The organism is uncultured Helicobacter sp., assembly GCF_937906905.1.
In the GTDB taxonomy this organism is placed as follows: domain Bacteria; phylum Campylobacterota; class Campylobacteria; order Campylobacterales; family Helicobacteraceae; genus Helicobacter_B.
Map to the genome: position 1 here is coordinate 255521 of NZ_CALERY010000002.1, position 24604 is coordinate 280124.

The 24604-nt window shown below is 43.7% G+C and carries 25 protein-coding genes and 1 tRNA gene; 9 read left to right on the forward strand and 17 right to left on the reverse strand.

Going from position 1 to position 24604, the window contains the following annotated elements:
• Positions 1-12: 12 nt before the first annotated feature.
• Positions 13-420: a flagellar assembly protein FliW gene (gene fliW / locus Q0171_RS01255; protein WP_299325816.1), complete on the reverse strand. Its 408-nt coding sequence runs from the start codon at positions 418-420 to the stop codon at positions 13-15.
• Positions 421-565: 145 nt separating this feature from the next.
• On the opposite strand from fliW, the gene Q0171_RS01260 reads away from it, so the two are divergent.
• Entirely contained in the window at positions 566-1351 is a 786-nt protein-coding gene (locus tag Q0171_RS01260; protein WP_299325817.1) for an SDR family NAD(P)-dependent oxidoreductase, read from the forward strand.
• Positions 1348-1911, forward strand: a complete 564-nt coding sequence (locus Q0171_RS01265; RefSeq protein WP_299325818.1) for a hypothetical protein — start codon at positions 1348-1350, stop codon at positions 1909-1911. The genes Q0171_RS01260 and Q0171_RS01265 overlap by 4 nt, the downstream gene beginning before the upstream one ends.
• A 157-nt stretch (positions 1912-2068) precedes the next feature.
• Here Q0171_RS01265 and Q0171_RS01270 read toward each other — a convergent pair whose 3' ends face one another.
• Positions 2069-2332, reverse strand: coding sequence for a helix-turn-helix transcriptional regulator (locus tag Q0171_RS01270; RefSeq protein WP_299325888.1), 264 nt, complete (start codon positions 2330-2332; stop codon positions 2069-2071).
• Between the two features lie 229 nt (positions 2333-2561).
• Between Q0171_RS01270 and Q0171_RS01275 the strand changes: the two genes are divergently transcribed.
• Together Q0171_RS01275 and Q0171_RS01280 are read left to right on the forward strand one after the other, a co-directional pair.
• Positions 2562-2828, forward strand: coding sequence for a hypothetical protein (locus tag Q0171_RS01275; protein ID WP_299325819.1), 267 nt, complete (start codon positions 2562-2564; stop codon positions 2826-2828).
• Between the two features lie 23 nt (positions 2829-2851).
• Positions 2852-3805 (forward strand): HTH domain-containing protein, encoded by a 954-nt coding sequence (locus Q0171_RS01280; protein WP_299325820.1) that lies wholly within the window; start codon positions 2852-2854, stop codon positions 3803-3805.
• Between the two features lie 79 nt (positions 3806-3884).
• Here the strand turns inward: Q0171_RS01280 and Q0171_RS01285 are convergent, their stop codons facing one another.
• The 12 genes from Q0171_RS01285 to hisF all read right to left on the reverse strand — a co-directional run bounded on the left by Q0171_RS01285 (position 3885) and on the right by hisF (position 17950).
• The gene (locus tag Q0171_RS01285) at positions 3885-5771 is read right to left on the reverse strand and encodes a hypothetical protein (protein ID WP_299325821.1); all 1887 of its coding nucleotides are present in this window, start codon (positions 5769-5771) and stop codon (positions 3885-3887) included.
• Positions 5759-6520 (reverse strand): hypothetical protein, encoded by a 762-nt coding sequence (locus Q0171_RS01290; protein WP_299325822.1) that lies wholly within the window; start codon positions 6518-6520, stop codon positions 5759-5761. Before Q0171_RS01290 ends, Q0171_RS01285 begins: the two co-directional genes overlap by 13 nt.
• 28 nt (positions 6521-6548) lie before the next feature.
• The gene (locus Q0171_RS01295; protein ID WP_299325824.1) at positions 6549-8930 is read right to left on the reverse strand and encodes a hypothetical protein; all 2382 of its coding nucleotides are present in this window, start codon (positions 8928-8930) and stop codon (positions 6549-6551) included.
• Between the two features lie 9 nt (positions 8931-8939).
• Positions 8940-9749 (reverse strand): rod shape-determining protein MreC, encoded by an 810-nt coding sequence (gene mreC / locus Q0171_RS01300; RefSeq protein WP_299325826.1) that lies wholly within the window; start codon positions 9747-9749, stop codon positions 8940-8942.
• A complete protein-coding gene (locus Q0171_RS01305; RefSeq protein ID WP_023929674.1) occupies positions 9749-10789 on the reverse strand; it encodes a rod shape-determining protein in 1041 nt (346 codons plus the stop codon). The genes mreC and Q0171_RS01305 overlap by 1 nt, the downstream gene beginning before the upstream one ends.
• Complete coding sequence (gene clpX / locus Q0171_RS01310; protein WP_299325831.1) at positions 10790-12070, reverse strand: ATP-dependent protease ATP-binding subunit ClpX; 1281 nt, start codon at positions 12068-12070, stop codon at positions 10790-10792. It abuts the gene before it with no gap.
• Positions 12067-12852, reverse strand: a complete 786-nt coding sequence (gene lpxA, locus Q0171_RS01315; RefSeq protein WP_299325832.1) for an acyl-ACP--UDP-N-acetylglucosamine O-acyltransferase — start codon at positions 12850-12852, stop codon at positions 12067-12069. Before lpxA ends, clpX begins: the two co-directional genes overlap by 4 nt.
• Before the next feature lie 2 nt (positions 12853-12854).
• The gene (gene fabZ, locus Q0171_RS01320; protein WP_299325834.1) at positions 12855-13340 is read right to left on the reverse strand and encodes a 3-hydroxyacyl-ACP dehydratase FabZ; all 486 of its coding nucleotides are present in this window, start codon (positions 13338-13340) and stop codon (positions 12855-12857) included.
• A gap of 508 nt (positions 13341-13848) precedes the next feature.
• Positions 13849-15108 (reverse strand): epoxyqueuosine reductase QueH, encoded by a 1260-nt coding sequence (locus Q0171_RS01325; RefSeq protein WP_299325836.1) that lies wholly within the window; start codon positions 15106-15108, stop codon positions 13849-13851.
• A gap of 240 nt (positions 15109-15348) precedes the next feature.
• Entirely contained in the window at positions 15349-16476 is a 1128-nt protein-coding gene (rlmN, locus tag Q0171_RS01330; RefSeq protein ID WP_299325889.1) for a 23S rRNA (adenine(2503)-C(2))-methyltransferase RlmN, read from the reverse strand.
• Positions 16477-16550: 74 nt separating this feature from the next.
• Positions 16551-17168 carry a purine-nucleoside phosphorylase gene (locus Q0171_RS01335; protein WP_299325838.1) on the reverse strand — a complete coding sequence of 206 codons (618 nt, stop codon included), beginning with the start codon at positions 17166-17168 and terminating at the stop codon, positions 16551-16553.
• A 17-nt stretch (positions 17169-17185) separates the two neighbouring features.
• The gene (gene hisF / locus Q0171_RS01340) at positions 17186-17950 is read right to left on the reverse strand and encodes an imidazole glycerol phosphate synthase subunit HisF (RefSeq protein WP_299325840.1); all 765 of its coding nucleotides are present in this window, start codon (positions 17948-17950) and stop codon (positions 17186-17188) included.
• A 187-nt stretch (positions 17951-18137) separates the two neighbouring features.
• Between hisF and rsmA the strand changes: the two genes are divergently transcribed.
• The 4 genes from rsmA to Q0171_RS01360 are packed head-to-tail and all read left to right on the forward strand — an operon-like array spanning position 18138 to position 22262.
• On the forward strand, positions 18138-18974 hold the full coding sequence (rsmA, locus tag Q0171_RS01345; RefSeq protein ID WP_299325842.1) for a 16S rRNA (adenine(1518)-N(6)/adenine(1519)-N(6))-dimethyltransferase RsmA: 837 nt from the start codon (positions 18138-18140) through the stop codon (positions 18972-18974).
• A complete protein-coding gene (locus Q0171_RS01350) occupies positions 18971-20986 on the forward strand; it encodes a ribonuclease J (RefSeq protein WP_299325844.1) in 2016 nt (671 codons plus the stop codon). Before rsmA ends, Q0171_RS01350 begins: the two co-directional genes overlap by 4 nt.
• A 10-nt stretch (positions 20987-20996) precedes the next feature.
• Entirely contained in the window at positions 20997-22013 is a 1017-nt protein-coding gene (locus Q0171_RS01355; RefSeq protein WP_299325846.1) for a KpsF/GutQ family sugar-phosphate isomerase, read from the forward strand.
• Positions 22014-22022: 9 nt separating this feature from the next.
• On the forward strand, positions 22023-22262 hold the full coding sequence (locus tag Q0171_RS01360; protein WP_023929689.1) for a DUF2443 family protein: 240 nt from the start codon (positions 22023-22025) through the stop codon (positions 22260-22262).
• Positions 22263-22305: 43 nt separating this feature from the next.
• Here Q0171_RS01360 and Q0171_RS01365 read toward each other — a convergent pair whose 3' ends face one another.
• Both Q0171_RS01365 and Q0171_RS01370 read right to left on the reverse strand, forming a co-directional pair.
• Positions 22306-23145 carry a hypothetical protein gene (locus Q0171_RS01365; protein WP_299325848.1) on the reverse strand — a complete coding sequence of 280 codons (840 nt, stop codon included), beginning with the start codon at positions 23143-23145 and terminating at the stop codon, positions 22306-22308.
• A gap of 102 nt (positions 23146-23247) precedes the next feature.
• Positions 23248-23323, reverse strand: a tRNA-Phe gene (locus tag Q0171_RS01370).
• Positions 23324-23442: 119 nt separating this feature from the next.
• On the opposite strand from Q0171_RS01370, the gene Q0171_RS01375 reads away from it, so the two are divergent.
• Positions 23443-24198 carry an exodeoxyribonuclease III gene (locus Q0171_RS01375; RefSeq protein WP_299325850.1) on the forward strand — a complete coding sequence of 252 codons (756 nt, stop codon included), beginning with the start codon at positions 23443-23445 and terminating at the stop codon, positions 24196-24198.
• Positions 24199-24335: 137 nt separating this feature from the next.
• Here Q0171_RS01375 and Q0171_RS01380 read toward each other — a convergent pair whose 3' ends face one another.
• Positions 24336-24584, reverse strand: coding sequence for a superinfection immunity protein (locus Q0171_RS01380; RefSeq protein ID WP_299325852.1), 249 nt, complete (start codon positions 24582-24584; stop codon positions 24336-24338).
• Positions 24585-24604: the final 20 nt, after the last annotated feature.

The window sequence follows — 24604 nt, forward strand, 5'->3', positions numbered from 1 at the left end:
TGGCTTCTTAAACTATGCGCCCTTTTGGAGGAAAGATTTTAGCGTATCTTTGAAGCCTAAATCTGGATAATCCATCATCGAGAGCGCGACTTGTCCTGTGAGCTTATCTTTGGTGTTAAAAATAAGTGGAGCGAGAAAATTTACCATTGACTCTTCGAGATTGCGCTGGAGCACGATGATGCAATACACAAGCACAGGGGACTCTCGATCAAGCCCAAGCAGTAGCTCGATGTATTTTGGGATTGTGAAACTATACTCGCGCAGCATGTAGGGATTAACCAGCATCATTTCTAGGCTCTTATCAGGGCTAGTGATTTTGGCAAAATACTCATCAAGCTCAAGCAGCTCGATTTCTGTGATATGTTCAAACCCTAGGATTGGAGCTTTGATGTGGTAGGTTTGTGGGTAGATTTGCGGCATGGCATGCTCCTTAAAATGTTTATGCGATGATATGGTGATTTGGCGTATTTATCGCTAGATTTGCTACCTAGCTGTTAAGCAAAAGTTATGCCACAAGCCTTTATAATGGGCGCGTTGCCAATTAACTTATCGCAAGGAATGTCTCATGGTTGTGCTTATCACAGGAGCGTCTGCTGGGTTTGGCGCAGCATGTGCCCGGGAGTTTGTCGCTAGAGGAACAAAAGTCATCATCACAGCGCGCAGAGAGGAGCGGCTACTAGCACTTCAGCGCGAGCTTGGGGAGAGCTCTTGTGCGATAATCGCGCAAGACATCGCCGATACTGCCACCCTAGAATCTAAACTCACCGCTACACTAGATTCTCGTAGCTGGAAGCTTGATGTGCTGGTAAATAACGCCGGACTAGCACTTGGGATAGCGCCTGCATATGCGTGTGAGATTGGCGATTGGGAGCGCATGGTAGAGATCAATATTCTCGCACTTATCCGTCTCACACATTTCGTATTACCGGGATTTGTGGCGCAAAAATCTGGACATATCATCAACATCGGCTCAATCGCTGGGAGCTATCCCTATCCAGGAGGCAATGTTTATGGCGCGAGCAAGGCATTTGTGAAGCAATTTAGCCTAAATCTCCGCGCCGATCTCTACGACAAAAACATTCGTGTAACGGATATTGAGCCAGGTCTTGCTGGGGGGAGCGAGTTCTCCCTGGTGCGCTTTAAAGGCGATGGGCAGCGTGCTGCCGATCTCTATCGCGATACAGCCCCACTGCTCCCAGAGGATATCGCACAGGCGGTGTGTTTTGCAGCTTTTGCGCCTAGTCATGTAAATATCAATCGCCTAGAGCTCATGCCCACCGCCCAAGCCCCCGCCGCGCTTAATGTGCATAAAATCTCACAAAATACCCCAGAATCTAAAGGTGTGCAATGAGCCAAGCCAGCACAAACCAAACCACTTTAACCCAAACGCCCGCCCAAACTCCCAGCACCCAATCCCATGTGCCCCAAACACGCCAAAATCAGCCCCAGAGCTACAGGAGATTTTCATCATTTGAAACATTTCTCATTCGCTGGAAGACTCGCTCGCTTGGCACACAGATCGATGCGCTGATCCTTATCTTAAGCGTGCTTGTATATATGGGGCGTGATGAGCTGGAGCAGCAGCTCGAACATGCTAAAGCAATCATCTACTCGCGCGTGCGGCTAGGCACAATGGCACAAATCATCTATGAACGCGTGGAAGTCGAGCTTGCCCAATACATGCAAAACGAGGAGCTCTATATCAAAGCGCGCAACAAGATGTTTGAAGTCATCATCAGCGATATTCAACTTTATGGGATTGCACTTGATTTGCTCCAAGGCGAGCAAAACGCCCACAAACTCCAAATCGTGCGCTCCGTGGTGCAAAAGGCATATGATGAGCAATTTATCCTAGATAAAGAGGCAAGACGGCTATTGGAGGCACAGGAGAAGACCAACGCGCGTATCTAGAGCGCATTCGTGCATAGGGAAAGTCTAGCGCTTGTGATGAACTGCTAGTTTGTGCAATGAGAGAGTGCGCTTGCGTATGTAACCAACACCAACCAAAACTATCGGTAATTTCTTACCACAAACCTAAACCCCCTAGAATCTGCTCCATCACTTGACTCTAAGCCTTAGACAAGGCAAAAATATCTGCAATATCAATTTCAAAGGCTTTGGCGATTTTGTAGCAATGCTCTAAATTAAAGTGCTTGCCATAGCGGCAGCTCTCACAATTGGAGTAGAACGCCACTGACTTAATGCCAATCTCAAGGGCTAAATCAAGCTGGGAGACTCCGCGCTTCTCACGCAGGATTCTAATATTAGCAGATACGCGTTTGTAAAACTCGCTAATCTCCTCTTGCGTGGCGTTGCCATAAAGCTTTTGTATCACTCAAAGTCCCTTGATAGCCGTGGCTAATATTTATCCTATAGGATTAAGTAGAAACTAAAATTTACAAAGATACAATCCGCTTTTATATATCCTATAGGATAAATTTTTAGGGAAAGGGTATAAAAAATGAAGAAAGTAATCTTGGGCTTAGCATTTTCTATAGTGTGTGCTTTTGGGCTTGAAAAAGAACAAATGATAAGGGAGTTCTCAAGCGGAATGATACTTGGTGTGTGCAGCAAGAGAACAAGCAATAGCGGATATGCGCATAAACAATGGTATGGATGCAAAAACAGCTGCAGAGCTTATAGCAAAAGATCTCAAAGTATGCAGCCAAGCAATATTCCCATGGCGACCAACGAAAAAATCTTATAAAAACAAAAAAGAACTGCAAGCTGCTGATGCCATCTTTGAAGGAGGTATCAAAGTCGGTCAAGAAAAGGCTACGAAACTTATTGAATATGCTATGGATGAACTAGACTATATATCAAAATAACAAAAACAACTAAAGGAATCCCTATGTCTTACACTTATCTTCATCTAGCACAAGAAGTTTTGCACGATTGTGCTACGCCTTTGCAGCTTGGGCAAATATGGAATCTAGCTAAGCAAAAAGGCTTAGACAAAAAGCTGGAGAGTGAAAATCCTAGAAAACAAACCTTATCAGTTGCCTTGCACTCACCAATAAGGCGTGAAGCCTACAATATTTTTGCATTTTCAAAGTCTCCCACACTCTTTGGTATCATAGGCAAACATCAAGCCATAATCCCTGAAGTTGCAAACGAAGCACAAGAAAATGAGAATGACAAAGCAAGCAAAGAGCTGCTTGAACGCTCTCTTCACCCGTTATTTGTAAAATTTGCTAGAGAGAAACTCAATCTTTTTTGTAAAACAATCTATCACGAGCAAAGTAAGAAATGTAGAAAAGGTAAAAATGAGTGGATTCACCCTGATATTGTTGGTGTAGAATTTGTATGTCAAGACTATCAAAGTCAAACACTTAGTTTTATCAATACCTTTAATTACCCTAAAATCAATCTCTATTCATTTGAACTAAAAGTGGAGATAAAATCTACTGATTTGAAAAAGATATATTTCCAAGCGGTGTCAAACTCCAGCTGGGCGAACTATGGCTACTTGGCAGTATTTAATCCCATAGATGATTTTGTCAAAGATGAGTTAAGGAAGCTTAATGCACGATTTGGCATTGGCGTTATTAACTTTGGCATACCAACAGAAAATGAAGAAAAAGAAGAATGGGAGATTCTTTTTCCAGCTAAAAGGCGAGAAGATATTGATATTTCAATGCTTGATGAGCTTGTTGAGCTAAATCCGGGATTCAAAGAGCTAATAGAAAGTATTGTGGCAGGAGCGAACGATAGTAATGAGCATAATGGCTATGATAAGTATTTGGAACACGAGGAGGAAGTGCAAGACCACATTCAAACACACAAAATTATACGCGACCAATAGAGATAAGCACACCTAGAATCTACTTTAGCCACCTACCTTGCTCACACTACTCCCAACCACAGCACACCAATCATCAAAACTACTTAGCAAAATCTAGGCTACCCATAGCGATAAATACCGCTTCATTATCGCTTAGTAGATATGTTTCACGCGGATAAATGAGCAAGATTCTAGTCGCCTTCTCCTGCTCACTTAGCAATACAATATGCGCTTGCGCTGGGTAGTTGTAGCCCTCTCTATCATAGGACACAAAGCGATCGCCGCCATATTTGTGGGATTTATCTATGCTGCTATGTTGTAGGCTTATAAGCTCTAGTGGGGAGAGTCCTAGCGCATTAGCTTTGGCAAATGCCTGCTTGAGACTCTTTAGCCCTGTGTATCGGTAGCCTTTTGAAGATTTGTTATGAAAAAGTGCGTGCGTGGTGGAATCTATGGGCTTAAATTCCGCATTTTCTATGATGGAGAGCATTGTTTTTGCAAGCGCGTAATTTGGCAGCGCACTGCTATCAGTATCCTTGCACATACTTATGCTATCACTAGCGATATAGCCACTTATCAGCGGTGAAGAGCTATGGTGGAAAGCAATGGACATAACACTTGCGCTTTTTGGGTGTGCTTTAGGCAAAGTTTGGAGCAAAGCAAGCTCCCCCAAGGCTAAATCTAGCTTATCAATCCTTGTAGAAAGCTGGCTTAGCTTACTATCTGCATAAACTTCCAAATACCGCTTGTAGCGTAAATTACCCCCGATACACAATCTAGGCTCCTGCAGGCTTTGGCTAGATTCTAGCTCTAGTCGCACAAGCTTGACTTCTGGCTCAAGGTGCAAATACGACAGACTTGGCATATCAATATACATACGAAGTGCGGCATTGATACTAGGACGCCCAAGCGACTTGGCTTTATCGGCAAGCTTTATGCGATCTGCGTGGCTTAGGTAGTAGTCAATCTCCTGACTTATAGGCAGATAGGGCAAAAGTGCAGAATCTGCAAGCGATATGCGCCCACTTTTTGTATCAAACACCACGGCAATAGTGAGCATTTGGGCTAGATCTTTGGGCTTAGGCTTTAGCAGGGTGTGGATCTTCTTTTGATGGGTTTGGCGCATTTCTTGCAATGTCGGCTGCCTAGTAAAAAGTGTCTTTGTGAAAGCTGGGAGCGCACTTGGGGCAAGCTGGGTAGCATTGGCTGGTAGTGCTTGTATCGCTGCTTCATCAATATAGCCCCAAAAATACACCGACTCATTGACAATCACCACCGCTTGGTAGAATCCTTTCTCATAGCCGATGAGAAACACCCTATCCCCTAGAATCTGCGCGCGCTCGCGCTCATCTAGCAGCGCGGTTTTGGCTTTAGCTTTGGCAAGCGGCTCTCTAGACGATGTATAAGGCTGTGGTGCGGCGTGTATCTCTAGCACTACATTTTGTGAAATTTGGGGTGTTTTATACAAAGTAAGCTTCTGTCCTGCTTCAAGCCTTAGCTCATAGAACACATTGAAGCTTTTGAGCCACCACTCTTTTTTGTCTATCTCTTCACCTGTTCCTATGCCTATTTGTCCCATTACATTGCGCTCTGCCACCATCTCTATGCCATTGTGCGTAGATACACTCCCAAAGGCGTAGCGTTTATACAGCAGGGGCAAGCCACTATCCTTGCTAGAATCTAATGCCACAAGTGTAGGGATTATTGTAGGGCTTATGATTATATTAGAGTGGCTATTACTTAGGCAGGTGTCGCTAGCTTGGCAGTAAAACTCCCCAGACTCTTTATCTAAGACAAGCACTTGATTGGGCAGGATATAAGCGGGAGAGGACTCTGCTTTGGCATTTGGCTTAGTATCCACTAGGAAATATGTCCTATCTCCCACATATAGCGCACGCCCATAGGCAAAATCACTCCCAAAAGCTTGACTCAAGGCTGCTTGGCAAAGCCACAAGCCCAGAGCTATGCTAGCTCTTACTCCTGCCATACTTTAATCACCTTAGGTGGTGTGAAAAACACCGGCACATCGGCATACGCCCTATCAAAGCGCACGAGCGGACTGCCCTTAGGTAGGGACTTGATCGCAGACTTTTGGACAAACGCATTGATAGGCGTAATCTCTCTGGCAAGCTTCATTGCTTCTTCTACATACTTGGAAGTCATAATGCGCTTTGCATTGGGGAATATAATCACTTGGTAAAACTTCTCATCACTTGTTAGTGAGAGTGGGAAAACAAGATCATCTTTTCCTAGTTTATGAAGCCTTGTCGCGCTTTGGCTTGGTTTATCTTGTGCTATCGCCCCTTTCTTAAAATGTTTAGCATAAGGTAGCAGACAGCCAATACCTGTTGGCATATAGCAGAGACTTTTATCTTCATTATCTAGGATTAGCTCATTTGACTTAGACCAAAATGCCCAAATCCAAAAGGGCACGCTACTATCATTCACTTCTGCGCCTAAATCCTGCGCCCAAGACATAGCAAATATCTCATCAATAGGCGTTATGCTCTTTTGCACAAAGCTGCTGGTATAAGCCAAGCTAAGGGGGAACTCCCACGGATCAAAGCGGGAGAAATCTACTCCATTCTCATCTTTGAGCGTATGCCCGACCCAATTTAGCTGCACGATTAGCCCATCTTCAGGCTTAGGCTCATAAGCACTATCCACCCACTCTGCTTGCAACGGCAAAAGACAAGCAGCAAAAGCAAGCAACGCTCCAATCAGTCTAGCCCTCATATTCTCTCCTATCAATTCGTTGTTTCGTTTATGCCAAATGCTCCCTAGCAAATGCCAAAAAATACTCCACGCCAAGTCGCGCCTTTATCTCACTATTCACCGCGTGGATAGCGGATTGTATCGCTATTTTTCTCGCATACTCACTAGAATCTAGCTCACACAAACGCATAATATGCGTGGCTTTCTCCACATACTCTGCCTCGCTAAACGCGCTAGTTTCTCTAACAAATCCTAAGACGCACTCCTTGTAGCTGGCAAAGTCGCTGAAAAAAGTGGATTCTAGGGCATTGTGTAATAGCGCAGAGTTTTCACCCCTAGAATCCACTTTTTCACCCCCACTATTTGCACATCCGCACTCATCGATAATCGCTTCTATAATCCCCCTTGTCTCATCAAGCTGATGCGCAAAAGTGGATTCTAGCTCTTTGGCTGACATAGTGTAGTAGCGCAGACTAAGCCCCCGTCCCTTTGCCACATACTCAATCCTGCTCTCGCCTTGCTCCATAGGGAAGCTATCTGCCCAAAAGTCCAAAATATGCCCATACACCGCGCTATCCACATAGCCACTAAAGAAAAAGCGCGGAAGAAGCTGGGGATTGATTTGTGAGATTTTTTGCTTGATCTCGCCTTCATTCCCAAGCCCACAAGCTAAAAACCTCCAATGTGGATTCTGCTCCAAAATCGCACAAATACTGCGCAAATATGCGAGCGAGTCGATCTTCACCAATCGCCCAATCACGCCAAAGAGATACACAGGCTGCTTCGCACTAGAATCCACATAGCAAGCGCGTGTATTAGCGATGAGCTCTTGTGGGATATTGGGATTATAAAAGCTCCTATCCATTTGCACCGGGATTCCACAGAAGCTAAAGCCGCTATGCGTGATGTGCTTTTGGTTATTGCAAATATGCGTTAGGCGCGCATCGATTCCGCTCACATCATAGACAAAATTCCCGTGCGTCCAAAATACCTGCACCCTAGCACATCTGCTTGCAAGCAGAAAATCGCTAATCCCATAGCCATTGTTTGGGCTAATGAGCATAGCCACCTCATCTCTACACATAATCTCGCGCAGGGCTAGGGCTTTTTGCAAGTGGGAGTTGTAGAATCCAGCTTTGTTAAAGCCAAGTCCAATATCGATGGTTTCTATACCAAGTTGCGCTAGTTTAGCGATGGCTTGTGGGTTGTTTTCGGACTTTTCTATAAGGCTCATACAATAGATTTTGATTTCGTAATGCTGTGTAAATTCTGGGCTTGCAAGGAGATTTTTTATCAAGCTATACTCGACCTTGAAGGGTGAGTTTTCTACAATCCTATCGCGCAATATGCCAATGATTTTGCGCTTGTTGGTGCTTAGGCTAGGCTTAGGCAAATGTGGCAAAAACTTTGCAGCAAACTCCGCATAAATAGGCACAGCATATTGAGAAATCTCGGTATTAAACCCCTGCCACTGCTCCTGCTTGCTAAAACTATTACCACAAATATGATAGATGAAAAACTGCAAGTAGAGCGCGAGATCCAGCCATTGCGCAAGAGCAGGGGGCATATCAGTGCTATCATCTATACCACGCAACACCTGTGCTGCTTGCTCTAGCGCAGCATAGAACTGCTCCCTCCACACAGGATACAAACGCAACCACTCGCGGTTGTTAAAGAGATTTTTTGCATTCCAGAGAATATGTAACTGCCAATTACAAATATTGCGTGTAGTGATTGGGTAGTTTGCTTGAGAGAGTGCCCGATTTACGCATGATTTGATATATGAAAACCCTATATGTGGGATTGAGAAAAATTCGATGAGAAATTCTGCGGCGCGTGCAACCCCCATGCCACCGGAGCTTTCGATATTTGTTTGAATAATATTTGATAGGAAAAAGGCTACGCCATCATCATCGCAATATTCCCCAGAATCCACAGAATCTAATTTTGCTAGTTTTTTAGGCTTATTATCCGTATAGATAGGATTTTTTATTTGAATTTCTTGCGAAATATGTTTAAAAAGACTTAGATTCTGGCATGCAGGATTTGCCAGCACTCGAGCAATTGCGCCAAGCTCCGCAAGCATAATAGCCTCCTCTTGGCTTGGATTGCTATCAAGGAGCTTTTGCGCAGAGCGGATAAAAGGCAAGAATCTATCATCGCTTGCACGATTCTCTGGTACAATAAAGGCTAAATATAAAAACACACAATCAAGTATATCCCCCTGTATAAAAATCTGCAAAATCTTTTCACAAAAAGTGCCAAATATCTCTTCATATACCCCGATATCTGTGCGCAGATTATCATAAAATCTAGGAGAATCTATATCTTTAACTAGGCTTGAGATAAGCGAGAGCAGGACTAGGCGAAGATCCTGCTTGCTCTGCGCTGCTTTAGCAAGCTCTAAAAATTGCCCAGCAGTTCCTACCATGAAAATCCACTATGGCGCAAGATCCAGTGCCACTGACTGCTTGGGCAAGAGCGTATCCACTAGCCAAAGATAGCCAAGCTTTGAGCGCTGGGCATAAGGCTTGATCTCTGCAGAAATATAGCCAAAATCATGATTGATGCTCACCACCTCACCCACAGAAATCCCCTCGATAAAAATCCCATCAAGCCCACTTGTAACGACCAGATCGCCCACCTCGACCTTCCGCCATGATGGGATAAAGTCCGCTGTAATGTATTTATGATCAAGCGTGCTAGCATGCACTATCGCAGGAATCTTCTCATCGCCTATAAAGACACTATAGCTACTTTTGCGCTCGCCATTAAGTAGCCCCATGAGCGCACCATTATGGACGACAGCTATACCTATAGCTTTGTTGTCTTGCACAAGACCAAAGATTTTATCCTGCGCATAATTGCTCACATCAAACTTAATCCACACACGATTATATTCCCCCATGCTCACATACGAATATGCACGCGCTGGCGAGAATCTAGCATCATTGATAAATGCCTGCTGCGTATCAAAAATAGCAAGTGCGTCAAGCTCATTGCGTGTGTGCAGCAGCTCTAGCTCGAGCTGCTCGTAGTTTTTGAGCCGCTCTTCGTATTCTTGGATTTTCTTAGCTTGATTGATGTATTTATCATATGAGAGTGCGATACTATCTTTTGTATCAAGGATAAAAAGTTTTGCAGCGTCCCCAAGCGCGATAATATGGCGCTGTAAGAAATTGCTAGAATCTATGACGATAAACGCTATCGTCATAACAATCACAACAATCGTCAGGGATTGATAGCGCATTATTCGTAGCGACTAGTATTGTGCAGCGTATCAAGCTCTTCTATGGCTTTTCCTGTGCCTTTTGCCACTGCTAGTAGCGGCTCATCGCCGATGAAAACAGGAAGCTTCACAGTATCAGACAAATACCTATCAAGCCCCCTAATAAGCGCACCACCACCTGTAAGCGTCAAGCCATTTTCTACCAAATCTCCCGCTAAATCCGCTGGCACAGCTTCTATGACACTTTTCACCGCGCTGCTAATTTCTCGTAGTTGATCCTTTATCGCTTCTCGTATATCTTCACTTGTAAGCTCAATGGTATTGAGTAGCCCACTTACTTGATCGCGCCCTTTAATCTGCATAGAAAGCGGTGTATCAAGAGGAGCTGCTGCACCTATTTTGATTTTTATCTCCTCGCCAGCACGCTCACCAATAAGCAGATTATAATGCTTGCGGACATGATTGACGATCGCCATATCAAGCTTATCTCCAGCTACGCGGATAGATTTTGAGATGACAAGCCCACCAAGAGAGATAACGCCAATCTCTGTCGTCCCACCGCCAATATCAACAATCAAGCTTCCTTGAGGCTCTTTGATAGGCAGTCCTGCGCCAATAGCTGCTGCCATTGGCTCCTCGATGAGATAGACTTCTCTCGCACCAGCACTCATAGCAGATTCTTTCACGGCTTTACGCTCCACACCTGTGAGCCCATAAGGCACACACACCATAATCCTAGGGCGGATAAGAGACTTGCGGTTATGGGCTTTTTCAATAAAATAGCGGATCATTTTTTCTGTTACATCAAAATCCGCAATTACGCCATCTTTCATCGGGCGGATAGCTTGGATACCGCTTGGGGTTTTGCCAACCATTTCCTTTGCCTCGTGCCCAACTGCCAGAATCTCTCCATCTCTATCGTATCGATCCACACGCACCGCTACGATAGAAGGCTCGTTAATAATAATCCCCTGCCCCTTTAGCAAAACAATTGTATTTGCCGTCCCTAAGTCAATCGCAATATCATGCGAAAACATACCAATAAGCTTATTTAATAGCATCTACGCTCCTTGTGTTTTAGATTCTCGTGGCTTTTTGGGCTTTATAATAGTGGGCTTTTGCTTGTGCTCCACGCAGTCTTTGGTGATGATGACCTTAGAATGCCGCATACTAGGGAGATCAAACATAATATCCGTAGCAAAGCTCTCAATAATCGCGCGCAAGCCTCGCGCACCTGTTTTCCTAGCGATAGCAAGCTCGGCAATTTTTTCAATCGCATCTTGCTCAAATTCTAGCTGCACATCATCTAGCTCAAAGAGCTTGGCGTATTGCTTGACTAGCGAATTTTTGGGCTTGGTGAGAATATCTACCATAGCCTCTTTAGTGATAGGCTGCAATGTCGCTAGGATATGCAGCCGCCCAATGAGTTCTGGGATAAGCCCATAGCTCACCAAATCATCTGGCTCTACAAGATGCAAAACATCATCTTGCTCGCTCTTGGTCTTCTGCACCTGTCCAAAGCCCAGCACATTGCTACCCATTCTGCGCTTGATAATCTCACCAAGCCCATCAAATGCCCCACCGCAAATAAACAAAATATTTGTCGTATCAAGCTGTATAAACTCCTGATTTGGGTGCTTTCTGCCGCCTTTTGGTGGGATATTTACTACACTTCCTTCAATAATCTTTAGCAACGCCTGCTGCACGCCCTCACCAGAGACATCGCGCGTAATGGAGCGGTTTTCTGACAGCCTAGAAATCTTGTCAATCTCATCGATAAACACAATCCCCATCTGCGCTTTTTTCTCATCATTCCCAGCCGCTTGATAAAGTCTTGTAAGGATATTTTCCACATCTTCGCCCACATAGCCAGCTTCTGTAAGACTTGTCGCATCACAAATAGCAATAGGCACATCTAAAAACCGCGCTAAAGTCTGCGCCATAAGTGTTTTGCCGCTACCAGTAGGACCCACGAGCAAAATATTTGATTTTGTGATTTCCACATCATTTGTCTCTGCCATATTGCTTGCTATGCGCTTATAGTGGTTATACACTGCCACAGAAAACACTTTCTTTGCTTCTTCTTGCCCTACGACATATTCATCAAGCTTGGCTTTCATCTCTCTGGGCGTGGGAATATCGATGAACTCCTGCTCATCATCTCCAAGCAGCTCTCGAGAAGTGCTTGGCATACTATCAAAGCCAGCCATATCAAACCCCTCCTGCGTGAGCCCCTTATACAATCCGCTAACGCAATAGTGGCAAATTTTACCCGCTAGCTTACCATGCCAGAGCTGGGTATCATCTAGCCTTTTGCCACAAAAATCACAGGTTTTTTTCATTCTTTTCCTTTTCTTACCGGGATTCCTCGCGATGAATCAAGAACGAAACGGCAAATTTTGGCGATGGATTCTAGCTCCACACCAGAATCTAAAATCTGCTTGGCATAATCGCGCATAGAAGTCGCAGCGAAAAGTTGCTTATAAAAATGGCTGATTTTATCGATTTCTTCGCTTGAAAAAAGCTTGCGCATTCTGTGTTTATTGAGCCCACGGATCACAGCACGATTGCCCTCTGCCATACAAAATGGTGGGACATCTTGGGAGAGCGCGCTTGCTCCAGCAATCATCGCCCCATCACCGATTTTGACAAACTGATGCACAGGAGTCATGCCCCCGATATTGACATAATCCCCCACCTCGATATGCCCACCAAGCGTGGCGTTATTTGCAAGGATACAATGGTTACCAATCACACAATCGTGAGCGATATGCACATACGCCATAAAAAGATTATGATCTCCTATGATCGTTTTGCCTATGCCGCCCTGTGTCCCCGGATTAAACATACAATGCTCGCGGATAAGATTATCTGCACCGATGATAAGCTCGACCTCCTCGCCAGCATATTTCAAATCCTGTGGGATTGTGCCAAGCACAGCATAGGGAAAAATTGTCGTGCGCGCACCAATACTGGTATTACCAAGGATAGTAACACCATTATAAAGCTTGCAGCCAGAGGCGATTTTTACCCGCTCGCCGATGACACAAAAATCCCCTATCTCCACATCATCAGCGATTTGCGCGCCTTTATGGACAATGGCAGTTTTCGCAATTTTTGCCATTCTTAGCCTTGTGCCTCTTGATTATCCGCGACCATTGCTTTTAGCTCGGCTTCACACACAAGCTTGCCATCGACAAATGCTTTTGCATCAAGCGACCAAACCGCGCCTTTGTGTTTTAAAACGCTCAAATGATACTCTAAGCGATCGCCCGGTGTAACAGGCACGCGGAATTTCACCCTATCAATCGTCATGAAATATACAATTTTATTCTCTGCAGCCTTGAGATCATCGCCAAACATACTCACAAATGCCAGCACACCGCCAGCTTGTGCCATACCTTCGATAATCATAACGCCCGGATATATGGGCTTACTAGGGAAATGCCCCAGAAAAATCTCCTCGTTAATCGTTACATTTTTGTAAGCTTTGATATAGCCATTTGGCGTGCTCTCATCGGTATTTCGCACAAGCTCTGTAATCCTATCAACAAGGAGAAGCGGATAGCGGTGGGGGAGAATCTTTTTGATTTGATTGACATCCATCATCATGAATTGTCCTTTCTCTACAATCTATAAACCAAGTGCTAAGCAAATACCCCAAAAAACCTCGAGCAAATCTCGAGCTGCTCCCTATGAAAGCAAAGCGCACCCGAAAGCAAAAATGCCTGCAGATCTCACACGCGCCAAGGGGCAGAGATAGATTCTGGTCAATCTACACCTTAAGAATCTAGAGAATCTAGTCGCAAGAACATCATAATGTGTTTGATCTTCTTGAGGCTCGCGGGCTCTTTGGTGGGGATTTAGGCTTGATTTATGCGACAAAATGTGGCGATTATACATAATATTTTCCAAAACTTTATTTAATTTGCCCAATTTTCTTTAGCACGAGGAAATGTTTTGAGGCACTTGGGCACAATGGCTCTTGGGTGTATTGGTCGAATATGCTTGAATGTCTCTAGCTAGATTCTAGCTAGATTTCATAAGCGCATGGGAATCTACTCGAAGAGTTTGCATCAAAATCCATGAACCAATTTTGTATCGTAGGTTCTAAGAGTTTTTATAAAATAGGTATCGTATTAAAGGTCTTTTCATCTTGAAAAATCGCCTCTATCTCTATATCAATTTTCTCCCATGAGTGCCTAGAATCAACAATGATGATTGGATTTATACTCTCGCTTCCGCAAAGCAGATTTCGTAGCCAAAGCTCCAGAGCATAGTCAATAGGATTATGCACAAGCTCTAACACATTTGCAAACTGCGTATGTATAAGTGCATTAAAATCCTCCAAACACAAAAATATGCTATCGTCTTTTGAGCAAAATCCAAGTCGTATGCGTTCATCATATCTTTGTAGATTCTGCGAGGGCGATGAGGATTCCAAACAAGGTTTTAAAGCATGTCCTGCGTAGGACTCTATGCAAAAAGCCTTACTAGCAAGATTTATCCTACTAGTATCCATCAGCGCTTGCAGCGACACATCTCTCCAAGTAATGGCATTAGCTTTTGACTTTTTAGATTCTGAGTGTGCGAGAATGTAGCTATTGATTACTGCTCTATCGGGCGAGACATTGCTCGAACCGCCAGCCAAAGCACTGCTAGAGATTTTTCCCCAGAGCAGGCGCCAAATCCGCCGCTTTCTCTGTGTAAGAATATAATCTCTCCCGCCAGATTCTAGCTCATCTCGCTGGGCGAAAATTGCCTGACGCTCTTTGATACTGCCTGGCAGCACCCTGCCACCTATCTCGCTCATCATCTCTAAGCTCAATCGATCTTGTTTCGCGCGCTGCTTGGATAGCGCAAACTGACAGCCACAATAGTTTTGACGATAGAGATTATCTCTTTTGGCAAGCTCATTTTGCTTCTGCACACCGCCATTTTTACGCACATTGATTTTGATAAAGTCTAAGCCATAGCCTTGCGCGATTATATCGCCCTGCTGATAGAGAGTCTCCTGCTCTTTCATAGGGCTTGATAGCAGCGTAGTGGTGAAAGTCCTCTCTCCAAGATCCTTGGCAATTTGCGCGCTTTTTTTCAAGCGAACATCAAAGCAAGTGCTACATCTAGCCCCCTTTTCTGGCTCATCTTCTTGCCCTTTCACTGATGAAAGCCATTTTTCTAGCTCGTAATCCCCCTCAATAAGTGGGATTTTTAGCATATCGCAGCTTCTACGCACATCGTTTAATCGCAAGTCGTGTTCGGCTTTTGGGTGGATATTTGGATTGTAAAAAAACCCGACAAAGCTCTCTTGCGGATAAGCCTTTTTCAACTCGCTCAAAAAATAATGACTATCCACAGAGCAACAAATATGCACTAGCATTTTATCTCCTATTTTTATTGTTCTTTTCGCTATTGACAAATAGCATATATCCAGCAATGCTACCGATAACAAAAACTACCAAAAATACAAGCAGTGTAATCTCTAATATATCCATGTTGTTCCTTTATCTGTGATTGGATTTCAGGCAAGACTGCCCGGCAGATATTTGATTCTTCAATTTCCAAGAAAGCATGTTTCATATGAAACATGCTTTTAATCAAATATTATCTGCTAACACTCCTACTTGATATCCTCTTGAATTGCTTTTTTCTCTGGCATTTTTTTCTCTCGTAGCTGACCACAGGCTGCAGAGATATCTATGCCTTTAGATTCTCGTATGGTAGTGAGCAATCCCCTGCTAGTCAAAAAGTCTGCAAACATTCGCACTTTCTCCATCTCCGGACGTTCAAATTTCGCTCCGCTATGGGGATTAAACAAAATCAAATTGACCTTTGCTTTTATGCCATTAAGCAAGCTTAAAAGCTTTTTTGCGCTAGAGATATCATCGTTAATATCCTTGATGACAAGGTATTCAAACATCACTCGCTTGCGTGTATCTATGGGGAACGCCCGCACCGCATCAATGATACTTTTGATATTGTAGGTTTTATTCATAGGGATAAGCTTGGAGCGCAAAGCGTCATCTACAGCGTGGAGCGATATGGCAAGCTGGACGCCTAGATTCTGCTTGCCTAGATCATGGATTCTGGGGCTAATGCCGCTCGTAGAGATTGTCTGGCGCTTTGGTGAGATAGATAGACCATCAAGATTACTAAGAATTTTTATCGCTTTTATAAGATTATCAAAATTATTCAATGGCTCACCCATACCCATATAAACAATATTTACACGCTTTTCTGCCGGGAGATCATTTAGCTTTTTGAGATTTACCACTTGCTCGACAATCTCCCCACAGCTAAGATCACGCACGAAGCCACCTTTAGCCGTGAAGCAAAATGCACACCCCACTTTACAGCCAATTTGACTAGAGATACAAAATGTGTATTTCTCTCCCTCGATAATCTTCCCATTTTCATCAAGCTTTTTATCACGCATTTTGATACATACACTTTCAAATGTATGCCCATCTCGTGTCCGGAAGAGATATTTTCTTGTGCCATCGCTACTCTCTTCCTGTGCGATGAGCTTGAGATTATCCACGCTATAAAGCTCATGCAAAGTCTTGCGAAACTCCTTTGGGAGATTGCTCATATTCTCGAAATCTTTCTCATAACGCGTATAGAGCCAGTTATAAATCTGCTTAGCTTGATAAGGCTGCTGACAGACTGCTTGTAAATCTTGGAGAGAGAAGCCATAGATATTTTCTTTCTCATTAGATTCTGGAGATTTTTCCTTGGATTCTCGCATGCTAGAATTTACTCCGCCAGATCTCACAGCTGAATCCCTACCAGAATCTAGCATAGTCAAATTCTCTCTAAGCATTAGACGCCCCTTATAGGTTTATTTTCTTCTCTCTTATCTTTACTTGTAAGACCTGCGATAAATTCTGCTAGGATTTCTTTCGCTTTGGTGTGATTGCGCTTAAAGTCAGTTCGTGCATTTTTATCGCAGTAATTTGTGATACAAAACACGCCAAATGCCGGTATGCCAAACTCCCTCGCCACAGCCAGCACGGAGAAAAACTCCATATTTTCTATCGCTATACCTGCTTGGCTCATCTGCGTGGCGACAACAGAATCAAGTGTAATATAATTCGAGGAATTGACCACCACATCATGCGAACCAATTATATTTCCAGATGACTTCCGCAATGTTTCGCGTGAAACACTCTTGCCCATCTCTAGCTCAATAACATTATCTAGCGGTGTGTAGCTCGCACCGGTAATGAGGCTAGATTCTATCTGTGTCGCACGCGAGCTCACGCATACAGTAAGCAGTGGTAAGTCATAAGAATATGCCCCAGCCGAGCCAATGAAAACAAGATTTTCCACATACTCTTTCATACACAGACGAGTCAGTCCAATGCTAGACTCCACCAGCCCCACCCCTATGGGTGTAGCATAGGAAATGATCTCGTTGTTCCCTGCACAAACTACCACATTACCCCCATATTATCCTACAATCTTACAGAGATTCCACGATCATGCAGGTATGATTTAAGCGAGCGGATAGCAATTTCTTCATTATGAAAAATACTTGCTGCAAGTGCCGCATCTGCCACATCGAGTGAAAAAACCTCTGCAAAATCCTCCAGCCTCCCCGCTCCACCAGAGGCGATGATAGGCAGTGAAACCTCTTTACGCAGAGCTGTAAGCGCAGCGATGTCATAGCCACTTTTTGTCCCATCAGTATCCATACTCGTGAGCAAAATCTCCCCAGCACCTCGATCCTCTGCAATTCTCGCCCACTCCCTTAGACCAATCCCAGTCCTCTCTCTACCACCTTTGACATAAATCTCATGCCCATTTTTACCAGATCGCACATCCATAGCTACGACCACGCATTGCGAGCCAAATCGCTTAGCAGCCTGTTCTATCAAGCTTGGGTTGGCAATAGCAGAAGAATTTAAGCTGATTTTATCCGCACCAGAATCTAGCAGCAGATAGATGTCTTCCAGCGTGCGTATCCCGCCACCGATTGTTAGTGGGATATAAACCTCTCGTGCAATCTGCCTAATAAGATCGATAAGAATCTGTCTATGCTCAAACGACGCGGTAATATCCAAAATCACAAGTTCATCTGCAAGTGCATCATTATAGAATCTAGCTAGAGCTACTGGATCGCCGACATTTTGCAAGCCGACAAAATTCACTCCCTTCACCACTTGCCCATCTTTTATATCTAGACATGGGATAATTCGTTTCGCAAGATGATTAGTCATCTTAGCATGCTCCTTAAAATAACATCTATAGCAAATAGTGCCCACTAAATTTCCAAAATGAATTGCAAAGTATAATGCAGAGATATAAAATTCTCCTAAAATCCATTAACTTTATCAATTTTTGTAAAGCAGATATAAGAAAAACTCGATACAATGTTAGGGATTTTAGATAAATGCGAGCGGATAGATGCGAGCGAAAAAGCATTTTGGACAGAATTTTTTACACAATCCGTTCATACTCGAAAGAATCCTCCAAGCAAGCGCCGAACTACTACAAGGTCAAAAGCTTATAGAAATCGGGGTTGGCTTGGGTGATTTATCAGAGCGGCTTTTGTCTCTCTCGAGTCTTACGACTTATGAAATCGATGCCGATCTGTGTTCTTTTGTTTTGCAGAAGTTTTCATCACGCACTTTCACTCATCAATTCGAGCTTGTGCATAGAGATGTTTTATCTATCCCTTTTGATATGGATTCTGGGGCAGAGGCGGAGCAGAGGGAGAATCTAAAGTCAGCTGGCTGGCTTGCCAACGAGCCCTATATCCTCGTCTCTAATCTCCCATACAATATCGCTACTCGCATTGTGCTCAATCTCTTGCATGATCGCTTGTGCGAAGGGTTTGTCGTGATGACACAAAAAGAGGTCGCTTTGAAATTCTGTGCCAGCGCACACGACAGCGATTTTTGCGCGTTAAGTGTGCTTGCGCAGAGTGTGGGAGAAATCGAGCTACTTTTTGATGTAGGAGCGGAGAATTTCACTCCTGTGCCAAAGGTTACTTCATCAGTTTTTCGACTTAGACGCTATGAGAATGCTTTTATAGAGAAAGACTTTGAATCCATGCTCAAAGCTGCTTTCAGCGCACCACGCAAGAAGCTCTATACAAATCTCCAGCCCTATCTGTGCCAAAGCAGCCAGAATCTACTCGAGATTTTCGAGCGAGAATCTATCTCCACAAATGCGCGACCTCACGAAGTTAGCACACAAAAGTATCACCACATTTACAACTCACTTAAAGGACATTCATGAACGAGAACCACACACAAAATAGTATCAGCGAGAAATCTCAACAAAAGCGTCGATTTTTTAACCCGAGGTTTAAGAAAGACAACCAGCAAGCCAACACACAAAACAACTCAAGCCCTCAACAGAATCCAAATAGAGGCGCAAACATCAATCCAAATACCAACAGAGGAGGCGAGCAGCAAAGACGCCAGTGGCCCAACCGCAACCGCCAAGAGAATCAAAGTGGCGCAAGAGAAGTGCAAGGAGCAAGTGAGCGAGGAAATCTAGCATTCCACAAAGACTTGAAAAAAGGTGTAGAGACAAACACTAGAATCCAAAAAAACAGCCTAAACCCACACAACAAGCTCAATCTCAACACAAAAGCCAGCGTGCGTATCACGCCACTTGGTGGGCTAGGAGAAATCGGCGGCAATATGATGGTAATGGAGACAGAGAAGTCTGCCATTATCATCGATGTGGGTATGAGCTTCCCAGAAGAAAATATGCACGGCGTGGATATTTTGATCCCAGATTTTACTTATCTCCACAGCATAAAAGACAAAATCGCTGGCGTTATCATCACCCACGCACACGAAGACCACATCGGCGCAGTGCCCTATCTTTTCAAAGAATTGCAATTCCCCCTCTATGGCACGCCCCTAGCACTTGGAATGATTGGGGCGAAATTTGACGAACACGGGCTAAAGAAATTCCGCCCTATGCTCAAAGTCATTCAAAAGCGCGAGCCTGTGCAAATTGGAGATTTTGAAATAGAGTGGATACATATCACACACTCTATCATCGATTCTTCCGCGCTTGCGATTAAAACAGAAGCAGGCATTATCTTCCACACAGGAGATTTCAAAATCGACCACACGCCCATTGACAATCTCCCCACCGATTTACACCGCCTAGCGCATTATGGGGAGCAAGGCGTTATGCTACTGCTTAGTGATTCTACAAACTCACACAAAAGCGGCTGCACACAAAGTGAAGCAGTTGTAGGACCGACATTTGACTCACTTTTCAAAAGCGCGCAAGGACGCGTGATAATGAGCACTTTTAGCTCCAATATCCACCGCGTGTATCAAGCGATCACCTATGGGATCAAATATGGACGCAAAGTTTGTGTCATAGGGCGATCAATGGAGAAAAATATCGACATAGCACGAGAATTAGGCTATATCGATTTGCCAAACTCCATTTTCATCGAGGCGCACGAAGTAGAAAAATACCCAGAGCACGAGATTCTAATCGTTACCACAGGCTCACAAGGCGAGACGATGAGCGCGCTATATCGTATGGCGACAGATGAGCATAGACATGTCAAAATCAAATCAAGCGATTTAATCATACTCTCTGCCAAAGCAATCCCGGGCAATGAAGGCTCCGTATCAGCGGTGCTAAATTTCTTAATGAAAGCAGGAGCAAGCGTAGCTTACCAAGACTTTAGCGAAATCCATGTTAGCGGGCACGCCGCACAAGAAGAGCAAAAGCTTATGCTGCGACTCATCAAGCCCAAATTTTTCCTCCCAGTTCACGGAGAGTATAACCATGTCGCCAAGCACAAAGATACTGCTATTAAATGCGGTGTGTTAGAGAAAAATATCTTACTTATGGAAGATGGCGATCAAATTGAGGTCAATCCAAGCTATATGCGCAAAGTTGGTAATGTCAAATCCGGCAAAGTTTTCATCGATAATCAAGCGTGCAAAGAAGTGGATTCTAGCACGATCAAAGATCGCCAAGATCTAGCAGATGCTGGGCTTGTGAGTATGGTGGCTTTCATCGCACAAAGCGAGCAGAAAATCCGCTCCCTAGAAATAGAGATGATAGGCATAGCAAATCAAAAAGAGCAAGATGAGCTACAAAAAGAGCTCCAAGGTGCGCTTGAAATGTCTATCCGCACGATAAAGCCAGAGGTGATTAGCAATAAAAAGCTTTTAGAAGGAGAGATACGAAATCTCACAAGAAAACTACTCTTCAAAAAGCTTAAAAAATACCCTGCGATTATGCTCCATATCTTTACTGCATAAGAGCCACGCGATGAGCCACACACAAAAGCAAGCAGAATCTAGCCTAGATTCTGCCAAATACGCGCAAATCGCACGCGAAGTTTTACTCCTAGAAGCAAAAGAGCTGCAAAACACAGCCCAAAAATGTGCGCACATTGCTTGGACTCCCATTATAGAATCCATTATTAAAGCTACGGATAAAGGCGGCAAGCTTATTGTCTGTGGTGTGGGGAAAAGTGGGCATATCGGCAGTAAAATCGCCGCTACACTTGCTAGCACAGGCACACCGAGCTTCTTTCTCCACCCCACCGAAGCTCTGCACGGCGATCTTGGAATGATAGGAGAAAATGACATCATTTTAGCCATAAGTTATAGCGGAGAGAGCAGTGAGATCTTAGCGATAATGCCGCATTTCAAACGCCTTGCAGATGTCATCATCACAATGAGCAAAGCCACAGACTCTGCTTTAAGTAAGCTTGGGGATTATTTCCTACCTATTGCCATAGAGCAAGAAGCCTGCCCCATACAAGCCGCCCCAATGAGCTCCACTACTCTTACCCTAGCTATGGGCGATGCCCTAGCAGCCTGTCTCATACAAGCAAGAAATTTTAGCAAATACGACTTTGGCGCATTGCACCCGGGCGGAAGCTTGGGGAAAGAACTCTTTGTCAAAATCGCCGATCTTATGCAAAAAGACAATCTCCCCATCATCTCCCCGCAAACACCGCTCAAAGATGCCATCATCACAATGACGCAAAAGCGGCTTGGAAGCGCGCTGATAGCCGAAAACAACGCGCTTATAGCAGTGCTTAGTGATGGAGATTTGCGGCGAGCTATGATGAGAAGTGATTTTGACATCAATGCCAATGCAATCACCTACGCCACACAGAATCCAAAAACCTGCCAAAATCCCAATCTCCTAGCCAAAGAAGCCCTAAAAATCATAGAAGCAAACAAAATCCAGCTGCTTGTCATCACAGATGAAAAAAAGTGGATTCTAGGGGTTTTGCATATCCATACTCTTCTTAGCGAAGGTATCACACCATAAGGAGCAAAAATGTTTGAAAAAATCAATGAAATAATCATTAGAATCGAAGAAATCCGCGATGAAATCCAAATCCTACTTGGTATGGGGAAGATTAGCTTTGTGGATTATATAATGATAAAACGCGGCTCTATGGATATGCCAGAAGAGCTAAAAATGGCGGTGTTAGAGCAAATAAACGAACAAGTCGATGCACTAAAAGAGCAAATCGATAAACTCAATAAAATCAAACGCGAAATGCTAGTGTTTTAATCCTTATCTACACAGAAGCCAAAACTACACCTACTAGGCTTTATCAATTAAACGGCGCATTAAGCCCTATACCAAACTCAAGCATAAGCGCAAAATTATTTGCTTCAGGGTGGTGGAGTGTCTGTGTATCTAAATAGGGCATAGTAAGGGCATTCATATGATAATACACTCCCTTGATTCTGGCGTAGAAATCTGGCATTTCAAAGCTTGATTTTTGTGCAAGCACTTCACCTAGATCTTCTACACTATTGTAAGCATTGCCACGATAGAGTATCCCTAGAGATAGCTCTGCTTTGTAGCTGCCATCAAACGCACCAGCAACATCGCTAGAGAGCACATTATAGCCATAGCCAGCAAGTCGGCGTGTGGCATTCCAAGCGATATTAGCTCTAGGCTCTAGTGCAAATCTATCTGTAAGCATTATCCTATGAAACGCCCCCACACCAAGAAAAAGCCCAAAATCCCTAAATCTCCCACGATTATTTTCAAACCCTACATCGTATAAATCTGTAGAAAATGACATATACAAAAATGTAGGCTTCTCTAATGAGCCAAGATTCGCCCCAGCATTGATCGTAACAAGAGCAAGCCAATTTCTATCGCTGATACTCTCATACTTACCACTTGCGCTTGCTATGCCGCTCATTGACGAGCCACCAACTCCAGCCAATAGCTCTCCACCTAGATAGAACCACTTCAAATATAAATCTTCTTGCAAAGTGAAAAAGCCACCACCATTGTGCGTGCCAACACGCGGCGAGTTTAAATGTGCATAATATCCACCAAGCCCTATACGAGAATCTTGGCAGCGAACTCCATAATGACATTTGTAAGCCCAAGTAAGATTACAGAGTAAGAAAATGAATAAAAATATCCGCGCCATTATCAAATCCTTTGCAAAGGCAAATGAGTTAATGTAGCACAATGTATGTAAAAGATAAAAATACTTATCATAAAAAGAATGAAAAATTATTAAAAAGAAGAGTGGTGGCTCGAGGCGGAATCGAACCACCGACACGGAGATTTTCAGTCTCCTGCTCTACCGACTGAGCTATCGAGCCATAGGCAAAATGAAGTAAATTTAGATTCTGCCTTACTTTGATTAAAAATCCGCTTAAATTATGGGAATAATAAGAACTTTTAGCCTATAATCGCGTATTTCATCATTTAAGGATTTACATTGAAATTGATTTCTTGGAATGTCAATGGGCTAAGAGCGTGTATGAATAAGGGATTTATGGAGTTTTTTAACGCTGTAAATGCAGATGTGTTTTGTATCCAAGAATCAAAAATGCACAGAGATCAAGCAGAATTTGACTTCAGCGGCTACTATGAATACTGGAATAGTGCAGAGAAGAAAGGCTACTCTGGTGTGGCAATTTTTAGCAAGCAAGAGCCTTTAAGTGTTAGCTATGATATGGGGATCGCCCACCACGACAAAGAAGGACGCATTATCACCGCAGAATATAGCGATTTTTATCTTGTCAATGTCTATACGCCAAATTCTAAAAGGGAGCTAGAACGCCTAGAATACAGAATGGAGTGGGAAGATGACTTTCGCGCATTTTTGAAAGCCCTAGAATCTAAAAAGCCCATAATTGTCTGCGGTGATCTCAATGTCGCGCATAAAGAGATTGATTTAAAAAACCCAAAAACAAACCGCAGAAATGCAGGCTTTACCGATGAAGAAAGAGAGAAAATGAGCCAGCTTTTAGATTCTGGCTTCACAGATACTTACCGCCACTTTTACCCTGAAAAGCAAGGGGCTTATACTTGGTGGAGCTATATGGGCAAGGCTAGAGCAAATAACACAGGATGGCGGATTGATTACTTTCTCTGCTCTAAAGGTTTGGATTCTAGACTAAAGAGTGCGAGCATTTACCCAGAGATTCTAGGGAGTGATCATTGCCCTGTGGGATTGGATATTGGACTCTAGGACTTTCAAGCAAGCGAGTTTTATCTCATTGCGAGCTAATTTATCGGTGTAGCGATGCACATTTTGCAGTAGAATCTCGCAAAAAGTAGGAAAAATAACAAAACACAACAATTTCTACGGCTTACAATAACTAGATTCTAACGGCGTAGCAAGCTCCAACCAAGCGCTAGAATCCACCCTAGCACACTCCAGCCAAAAAACACATTCACTACAATAATAAGCACCTTATCACTATGATGTCGCATAAGCGCGATAAAACTTGGCAAAAAATACACACAAAAGCTCGCCACGCAAATAAGCACAAACACTCCCATAGAGAGATAATCAATGCCACTTGAAACGATTTCTACCCCATCGATTATGGTGATTTTCTCTTGCTCAAACATGCTAGCTCAAATCTCAAGCA